This window comes from Formivibrio sp. oc-25, from assembly GCF_055810895.1.
Genome location: NZ_JBVVOL010000018.1, coordinates 43,546 through 51,520 on the forward strand (window position 1 = coordinate 43,546; position 7,975 = coordinate 51,520).

A 7,975-nucleotide genomic window follows, 5' to 3' on the forward strand; every position below is an offset into this window, starting at 1 on the left:
CTCATCCTTTTTCGGTTTCATGCAAACCGAAGAAAACTTTCAATTCTGTTGTAGCAAACTCGATCAGCGCCGTAGCGAGCCAGTGCAGGGCAAGGAGCAGCACCGCAGCAACCGGAATGGACAAGGAGTCCATGAGGATTGCGAGGCGCGCACGACGCAGCAATGCGCTGGCGCAGTAGGCAGATGAACGAGTTTAGAAATAGCCTTCCATTTTCTTCTTTTCCATCGACCCCGCCTGATCGTGATCGATCACGCGCCCCTGGCGCTCGCTGGTCTTGGTCAGCAGCATTTCCTGGATGATCTCCGGCAAGGTGGTCGCACTGGATTCCACCGCCCCGGTCAACGGGTAGCAACCCAGCGTACGGAACCGTACCTGGCGCGTTTCGATTTTCTCGCCCGGGCGCAGATGCGGCAGGATGCGTTCGTCGTCGATCATGATCAGCGTGCCATCACGCTCCACCACCTGCCGTTCTGCCGCAAAGTACAGCGGCACAATCTCGATGTTTTCCAGATAGATGTATTGCCAGATATCGAGTTCGGTCCAGTTCGAGAGCGGGAAAACCCGGATGCTTTCACCCTTGTCGATTTTGGAGTTGTAGATGTTCCACAATTCCGGGCGCTGGCTCTTGGGATCCCAGCGATGGTTCTTGTCGCGGAATGAATACACGCGTTCCTTGGCCCGCGATTTCTCCTCGTCGCGGCGGGCGCCACCGAAAGCTGCATCGAACTTGTACTTGTTCAGCGCCTGCTTCAGGCCTTCCGTCTTCATGACATCGGTATGCTTGGCCGAACCGGAATCAAACGGGTTGATACCGGCCGCCACACCTTCTTCATTGATGTGGATGATCAGATCCAGCCCGTATTTCTGCGCGGTGTGATCGCGGAACGCAATCATGTCCTGAAATTTCCAGGTGGTATCCACGTGCATGAGCGGGAAGGGGGGCTTGCCCGGGTAAAAGGCTTTCAGCGCCAGATGCAGCATGACAGCAGAATCCTTGCCGATCGAATACAGCATGACCGGATTCTCGAATTCGGCCGCCACTTCGCGGATGATATGGATGGATTCGGCCTCAAGTTGCTTGAGGTGGGTCAAACGGTGTTCGTCGAGCTGAATCATGGATCGAGCTTCCCGGCAAAAGCCAACAGTTGCGAATGATTATTTAAAACATAATCTACAGGAATTAACCAAAAGATAAAAAGATGATTCGGTTATATGAATATGGCGCACTGGTTATGCTAACCAGACATGAAAAACGGCCGTTGCCGGCCGTCTTGGTCATGATGAGGGAAAGTTACTTGGAGTTGTTGATCATATACAGCGCAGCAGCCTTGAACTCTTCATCCGAGCCGGTATAACCGCCTTTGGGTGGCATGGCGTTGAGTCCCTTGATGCCGATGGCAATCGCATTTTCGATACCATCCTTCAATCGCGGCGCCCAGGCAGCCTTGTCACCAAACTTGGGCGAGTTGGCTACGCCGGTTGCATGGCAGGCCATGCAGACTGTTTGGTAGATTTCCTTGCCCTTCACATTCGGATCCACGGCAGCAGCGGCTGGCGCAGTAACTGCAGGCTCCGTAAATTTGGCACCTGCCGCATTGGCAATATAAGCAACAGCGCGCTTGATCTCATCATCAGTCAGATCAGGAGCCCCGCCACGCGCAGGCATGGCATTCAGGCCGTTGATCGCACTCTTCACCAAGGCATCATATCCCTTGGCAATGCGCGAACCCCATGCCGACGCGTCGGCAAACTTGGGTGAATTGGCAGCGCCTGTAGTATGGCAAGAGAAACAGACCGCATCGTAAACGGCTTTGCCATTGCGCGAACCGGCGGGGCCACCCTCTACCACCATTGCCTGTCCAACAGGTTGCAAGCGCGCAGCAATAGCTTCCTGCGTCATGGTCGTGCTGGAGTGGTCAATACCGCTGCCGGAAGTAAACAACTTGATCAATAGAAAGAAGAACAAAGGAACGCCAATCAGTGCCGCCAGAATGATTCCGGTAACCTGCTTCGCTTTGCTGGCCATGCCCAATCCCCTTAGGTCGTTATTGTGGTGTAGGTGTCAATGAGAATGATTATAAGGTGATTCCCGCACAGTCACCAGCTCCGGCATGGACGAAAAAAAGGAAACGCGATATGATGCTGCTCCCTTCGCGCCCATAGCTCAGTTGGATAGAGTGTCAGTTTCCGAAGCTGAAGGTCGCAGGTTCGATTCCTGCTGGGCGCGCCAATAAAATCAAGGACTTGCAGTTTCATCTTGCAAGTCCTTTTGTTTTTATGCATTTTTTTGAACAGCGCTGGCCATAACATCGCAAGCACCTGATCACGATTGCCCTGTTGTTTTTCTTCTACTTATAAGACTCCTCTGCCATCTTGCATCAACAGAAATGGCATCGCACCGACACACTCATCACCGACTCATACGTGAGCACACTGGCGATGGAACAGGCTTGCGAGCGGGATTGCAGGTCATGAGATCGTCAAATCGATGATTGACCACGATTCAATGGCTCCGGATACTCTCGGGAATTGGCATTGAAATGCCCAACCAATCGTTTTGGCGACAGCGAGTAGCCGTGCCAAGATCAAGCGGCGTCGACGCTGAAAAATTTACTTGGTGAGAGATATATCGTGCAATTGAAAGTGGCAAAAAATTCTATCTTCGCGCACTTGCTGAAATCTCCTTGGTGGGCCAGCTTGCTCATTGCCTTGATCGTCGGCACAGCCAGCCATTTATTTCTGGGCGGAATATTCGGCATGGCGGCATTTTCAACTGCAGTACCGTTTTTGATCATCAGTGCCATCGCTGGCTGGCGACAACTGCAGGCACCAAGCGCCGCACGTATTGAAGCGACTATTGCTGCGGCTTCGGCGATGTCCTGGAAAGAGTTCTCGGTTGCGGTGCAGCAAGGGTTCGAGCGTGACGGGTATGCCGTCAAACGCATCGAGGGCGCTGCTGATTTTCTCGTCATGAAAGAAGGGCGCAGTTCGCTGGTTTGTTGCAAACGCTGGAAAGCTGCCAATCACGGCGTCGAGCCGTTGCGAGAACTGCAGGCAATGCGCGAGGCTCAGGATGCGCGTGGCGCGATCTATGTAGCCTTGACCGGCCCCACCGAAGAGGCGCGGAAGTTTGCTCAGAACTGCGGCATTCAGTTGATGCTGGTGACAGATATCATGCGATGGCTGGGCAAATAGCACCTGCTGTTGCATTGCCGAAACAGGCGTTCCTGCCATGATCGAAATTCTGCAACCTTCTGCTTGGCCATACCGAAGGTTGCAGAAACACCGCTTGGTTCACCTCAAAATCCGGATACTTCATTCGCGCTGCAACGGCTGATCATGATCCATTATCAGCAAAACAACGATTATCGCCGACAGCGCCAGTTAAATCATGTGCATGCCATAATCAGGCATGCTCTCCAAACTTAAATCACTTCGCATCTGGCTGTTTCTGTGGGTATGCCTGGGCATGCTGGGCACGGTGTTGCTGGCACGTGCCGCATTGCAAGACCTTCGCACGACATTTGAGACGGATGCCCGCATCATTCACCGCCTGCTGAGTCAGCAGAGCGTGCAGCATGATGCCATTCTTGCCACGCTCGCGCTGCTGCAGCCCGAGCGCGATGCCCGGCAGCAGCGACTCTCCTCGCTCTACTCACAGATTCTGGAAGTTGTTCAGCGCGACCCCGGATCGCATTGGCCGGATATGGCGCTGGAAAAGGCTGAATCCGCCTCGCACCAGCTTGGGCGGCCTGTGCTGGCGGATGTGGACTGGCAACATGGTCGTTATCGTATGGTGCTAGCCGCCACGCCAGCCAGCCATGCGCTTACCATCGATCTGCGCAGCGCTGTTCCGTGGGATGACTGGCCTGTGTCTGCGCAAACCAGCCCGATGCGCGTGGCACTGGCGCTGGATGGGCAGCAATTTTTGCTGCAGCCGGGGCATTCGCAGGCGGGCGGATGGCGTTTCGATTTTCGCAAACAACTGGCTGCCGATAGCCAACCGTTTGAAGTTGTCGCAGAACGACAGGTTGGCTGGAATGAACTGCCGTGGGTTGCCATTTCCTTGTGGCTGAGCCTGCTGGCCGTGGCATTGACGGGTTTGCACGTCGTATTGAAGCAGCGCAGGGAACGTCGCCGGGCGGAAGAATTGCTGCGCCTGGGGCAGGTGGCTCGCTTGAATACGCTCGGAGAACTCGCTGCCGGACTTGCACACGAATTGAACCAGCCGCTGACCGCGGTGCTGGCCAGCACGCAGGCATCGCGCCGCCTGCTCGATGACGACGATCCAGATCTGCCCACCGTGCGCACGGCGCTGCAGCAGGCAGCGGAACAATCCCGACGCGCCTCGGATGTGCTGGCCCGGTTGCGCCGCACGGTAGAGCGTCCGGACCTTTCCGGCAAACTGCAGCGGGTTGACCTGCGCGCGCTGATCCGGGGCGTGCTGTATCTGCTGGAACCCGAATGCCAGAAGCAGCGCGTAATCCCTGTGCTGGAAATCCCGGCCGACCTGCCGGATATCGCGGCCGAGCCTGTGGCGCTGGAGCAGATTCTGCACAATCTGCTGATGAATGCCTTGCAGGCGCTGGAGCAGGTACCACCCAGCGAGCGCCGGCTCGTGCTTTGCGTATGCAAGCAACAGGCCCGATGGGTCCTGAATATCGAAGACAGCGGGCCCGGGATCGCGACGGAAGTGCTGCCGCACCTGTTCGAGCCGTTTTTTACCACACGCGACAACGGCCTGGGCTTGGGCTTAAGCCTGTGTGAAACGCTGGCCATGAACATGGGGGCCAGTATCACTGCGGAAAACATCGTCCCGCGAGGTGCCAGGTTCAGCCTGATTCTGCCTGACGCAAAAGGATTGCCATGACGCGCCAGCTTTCCCCGCTGATCCACCTGATAGACGATGACGAGGCCGTTCGCACCAGCCTCGCGCTACTGATCGGCACCGTTGGTCTGCGCGTGGAGTGTTGGGCCGATTCGCAGGATTTCATTGCGCAGTTCGATCGCCAGAGCATCGGCGCCATTGTGCTCGATGTCCGCATGCCCGGCATCAGCGGCCTGACGGTGCTCGAAACCCTGATGGCGCAACAGGTGGATCAGCCCGTGATCATGCTGACCGGCCATGGCACGGTCGAGATGTGTCGGCGTGCCTTCAAGGCTGGCGCCGCCGAATTCCTGGAAAAGCCGGTGGATGATGAGCTGCTGCTGGAAACCCTGCAGCAGGCCGTGCGCCAGCATGTACGCCTGCGCGAACGCAGCCAGGCGAGCCGAGAGGCGCGTGAGCGCTACCAGCAGTTATCCGAACGCGAACGCGAGGTACTCGGCCTGATCGTCGCCGGGCTGACCAACAAGGAAATCGGCCGTGCGCTCGGCCTGTCGCCGCGCACGGTCGAAACCCATCGTGCGCACCTCTTTGCCAAGCTGGAAGTTGAATCGCTGGCACAGTTGATTCGGCAGTATGCCGAACTGACGGATTCTCCAACCCGTTGATATCCATTACGACTGCGGTTGTTTCCTGCTCATTCAGTAGTTATACGGATGCCGTCGCGTAGCTGTACGAATAGTGGCACTTTCCCGTTCGCCTTAAAGTTTCCTCATGGTTTGCACTGCGCTGAACCAGCCCATCCCCCCCCTGAGGAGAACAAAATGACCAAGCTTGCTTTCAAACTTTCCGCACTGGCGCTGTTCGCTGTGACCGCCGGCGCCCAGGCCCAGATTCGCACCGAAAAGAACATGTCACTGGAACTGGCGAACCAGATTGCTGCAGCCAGCGTGGCAGCCTGCACCGCCAATGGCTACGCTGTTACCGCAACAGTGGTCGATCGTGCCGGTGGTGTGCGCGCAGTCCAGCGTGCCGACAACGCCGGCCCGCATACGCTCGCTGCCAGTCTGCAAAAGGCCTATACCGCCGCCTCTGCCAAGAACAATACCTTGGCCATGATGGAAGGTGCGCAGAAAAATCCGGGCGCAGCCAATCTCGTGCATATCCCGGAATTCCTACTGCTGGGCGGTGGCGTACCGGTCAAGGTTGGCAATGAGGTGATCGGCGCAGTGGGTATTGGCGGCGCTCCCGGCGGACACCTGGATGACCAGTGTGCAAATGCAGCGCTCGACAAGGTCAAGGATCTGCTGAAGTAATTAGGCTCTGTTGACGTTTGATTGTTTTTTACGCAAGCCCGCCAACTTGCCGGGGCGAGAAGCCAGGCGCAAGCAATACTGGTGTATTGCGAGCATTGGCGACAACGCATCCGGCAAGATTGGCGGACTTGCTCTTCGGGCGGCTGGGTCTTTTGCTCCATTACGGCGTTATTTCCCACTTGCGGTACCCGTACCGCGGCCTGGGAAATGCCTTGTACTGGAGCAAAATACCCCAGCCGCGTAAAAATTAATCAAATATCAACAGAGCCTAGTGGAAGGGGCGGGCGCCGATCATGAGGATCGTCGCCCCTCGTCAGTTTGATGGAGGTTGCGATGATGTCGATCCGTTATTTCACAATGCGCTTTGCGTTTCTCGCCCTTATTACCACTGGCAGTGGGCTGGTTGCCACTCCGGCGCAGGCCCAGGTTGCACCCACGAGTGCGGAGGTTGCTGCATATCATGGCTTGCATGCCGCAGCCCACAAGAGTGACGCGACACAGATAGCGCGTCTGCTCGCTGCGGGCGCCAATCCCAATGCAACCGACAACCATGGCCGCACGCCCGTCCACGTTGCAACCTTTGCTGCACAGCGTGCCGCGCTGCGTGCTCTGGTCAAGGGTGGCGCCAACCTCGAATTACTGGAAAATGATCGTTACGATGCGGTGACCATCGCTGCTGTCAATAACGACGAGGAAACCCTGCGCCTGCTGTTGTCGCTAGGGGCCAGTGCTCGACTGATCACCAGCCGTTACGACGGCACGGCATTGATCGCCGCCGCCCATCTTGGACATGCCGGCGTGGTCAAGCAGTTGATCGCTGCCGGCGCACCGCTCGATCATGTGAACAACCTGCACTGGACCGCACTGATCGAGGCCATTGTGCTCGGCGATGGTGGCTCACAGCACGTAGAAACCGTCCGCGCCTTAGTTCAGGCCGGCGCATCCTTGACGCTCACCGATCGGCAAGGCTTTACCCCGTTAGCGCTGGCCCGTGCGCGCGGTTACGTCGAAATCGTGAAAATTCTTGAAAGGGCAGGCGCGCGTTGAGCGACATGAGCCTAGTTCTTCGGAGTGGAAATGGATGTTGGGCAAGAGCAGATACAGATGAATTTCGCGATTTGCCGCGCGGGAGAATCGCTGCCGTCCGTAATGAATGAGATCAGCGCCTTTTGTCGATCAGGATGGACGGAGCTGAATTGCTCCTCTTCGGTCGCAGCCAGATATTCGGCGGCATCGCTGCCAAATGCCTGATGACTGCGAGCCGCCTGAATCAGTTGCGGAAGCGGGTTGATCAGATCAATGGCACTGGAAAATGTTGCACTTAGCCTGGTCACCAGACTGGACAGAAAAACCGCTGAGCCAGCGTGGCCGACATGCCACCAGGCATTGGTTTGAGGTGACAAGGCGTCAAGCACCGCAGACATCGCCTGCAAATCCGCAGTCTTGCCACCAACAATCAGCATGAAGCCATATTGTGCGGCCAGCGGCGATTCAAGTAGTGCGGCTTCGCCGTAATGAATACCGGCTTTCTCGGCAGCTGCCGCCATCTGCCTGGCAGTCTGGCGGTTGGCGGGCTGTATGAACAACAGCCCGTCTTCTGGATGAAGGGGGGGGAGGCTCTGGCCAGTATCTGTACAAACCGGAATGATTTCGTGATCCGGGGCAGACAGGATCTGGAGCCTGTCTGCAACCAGTTGCTGCAGGCGGGAGGGCAGGGCAACGACAATCCGCATGTTTACTTCCTCCCTCCACACACTAGGCTCTGTTGACGTTTGATTGTTTTTTACGCAAGCCCGCCAACTTGCCGGGGCGAGAAGCCAAGCGCAAGCAATA

Annotated in this window: 9 protein-coding genes and 1 tRNA gene; 6 read left to right on the plus strand and 4 right to left on the minus strand. The window is 56.9% G+C overall.

Annotated features, from left to right (window positions below):
* Window position 1: 1 nt before the first annotated feature.
* From AC0KVQ_RS12060 to AC0KVQ_RS12070, 3 genes are all read right to left on the minus strand, one after another.
* A complete protein-coding gene (locus AC0KVQ_RS12060; RefSeq protein ID WP_473421409.1) occupies window positions 2-133 on the minus strand; it encodes a hypothetical protein in 132 nt (43 codons plus the stop codon).
* Window positions 134-193: 60 nt separating this feature from the next.
* Window positions 194-1,114 (minus strand): sulfate adenylyltransferase subunit CysD, encoded by a 921-nt coding sequence (gene cysD, locus AC0KVQ_RS12065; protein ID WP_473421419.1) that lies wholly within the window; start codon window positions 1,112-1,114, stop codon window positions 194-196.
* A gap of 178 nt (window positions 1,115-1,292) precedes the next feature.
* The gene (locus tag AC0KVQ_RS12070; RefSeq protein WP_473421410.1) at window positions 1,293-2,027 is read right to left on the minus strand and encodes a c-type cytochrome; all 735 of its coding nucleotides are present in this window, start codon (window positions 2,025-2,027) and stop codon (window positions 1,293-1,295) included.
* A gap of 127 nt (window positions 2,028-2,154) precedes the next feature.
* On the opposite strand from AC0KVQ_RS12070, the gene AC0KVQ_RS12075 reads away from it, so the two are divergent.
* The 6 genes from AC0KVQ_RS12075 to AC0KVQ_RS12100 all read left to right on the plus strand — a co-directional run bounded on the left by AC0KVQ_RS12075 (window position 2,155) and on the right by AC0KVQ_RS12100 (window position 7,189).
* A tRNA-Arg gene (locus AC0KVQ_RS12075) sits at window positions 2,155-2,231 on the plus strand.
* 401 nt (window positions 2,232-2,632) lie between these two features.
* Window positions 2,633-3,196, plus strand: coding sequence for a restriction endonuclease (locus AC0KVQ_RS12080; protein ID WP_473421411.1), 564 nt, complete (start codon window positions 2,633-2,635; stop codon window positions 3,194-3,196).
* 217 nt (window positions 3,197-3,413) lie between these two features.
* Entirely contained in the window at window positions 3,414-4,871 is a 1,458-nt protein-coding gene (locus AC0KVQ_RS12085) for a sensor histidine kinase (RefSeq protein WP_473421412.1), read from the plus strand.
* Window positions 4,868-5,494, plus strand: a complete 627-nt coding sequence (locus AC0KVQ_RS12090; protein WP_473421413.1) for a response regulator transcription factor — start codon at window positions 4,868-4,870, stop codon at window positions 5,492-5,494. Before AC0KVQ_RS12085 ends, AC0KVQ_RS12090 begins: the two co-directional genes overlap by 4 nt.
* Window positions 5,495-5,650: 156 nt before the next feature.
* Window positions 5,651-6,142 carry a GlcG/HbpS family heme-binding protein gene (locus AC0KVQ_RS12095; protein WP_473421414.1) on the plus strand — a complete coding sequence of 164 codons (492 nt, stop codon included), beginning with the start codon at window positions 5,651-5,653 and terminating at the stop codon, window positions 6,140-6,142.
* A 333-nt stretch (window positions 6,143-6,475) separates the two neighbouring features.
* On the plus strand, window positions 6,476-7,189 hold the full coding sequence (locus tag AC0KVQ_RS12100) for an ankyrin repeat domain-containing protein (protein WP_473421415.1): 714 nt from the start codon (window positions 6,476-6,478) through the stop codon (window positions 7,187-7,189).
* 11 nt (window positions 7,190-7,200) lie between these two features.
* On the opposite strand, the gene AC0KVQ_RS12105 is transcribed toward AC0KVQ_RS12100, so the two are convergent.
* Window positions 7,201-7,875, minus strand: coding sequence for a hypothetical protein (locus tag AC0KVQ_RS12105; RefSeq protein WP_473421416.1), 675 nt, complete (start codon window positions 7,873-7,875; stop codon window positions 7,201-7,203).
* Window positions 7,876-7,975 lie beyond the last annotated feature (100 nt).

What these genes read in the sequence shown, in the direction of transcription:
- AC0KVQ_RS12060 (WP_473421409.1), bottom strand. Translation starts at nt 133, where the DNA reads ATGGACTCCTTGTCCATTCCGGTTGCTGCGGTGCTGCTCCTTGCCCTG.
- AC0KVQ_RS12070 (WP_473421410.1), bottom strand. Translation starts at nt 2,027, where the DNA reads ATGGCCAGCAAAGCGAAGCAGGTTACCGGAATCATTCTGGCGGCACTG.
- AC0KVQ_RS12085 (WP_473421412.1), top strand. Translation starts at nt 3,414, where the DNA reads ATGCTCTCCAAACTTAAATCACTTCGCATCTGGCTGTTTCTGTGGGTA.
- AC0KVQ_RS12090 (WP_473421413.1), top strand. Translation starts at nt 4,868, where the DNA reads ATGACGCGCCAGCTTTCCCCGCTGATCCACCTGATAGACGATGACGAG.
- AC0KVQ_RS12095 (WP_473421414.1), top strand. Translation starts at nt 5,651, where the DNA reads ATGACCAAGCTTGCTTTCAAACTTTCCGCACTGGCGCTGTTCGCTGTG.
- AC0KVQ_RS12100 (WP_473421415.1), top strand. Translation starts at nt 6,476, where the DNA reads ATGATGTCGATCCGTTATTTCACAATGCGCTTTGCGTTTCTCGCCCTT.
- AC0KVQ_RS12105 (WP_473421416.1), bottom strand. Translation starts at nt 7,875, where the DNA reads ATGCGGATTGTCGTTGCCCTGCCCTCCCGCCTGCAGCAACTGGTTGCA.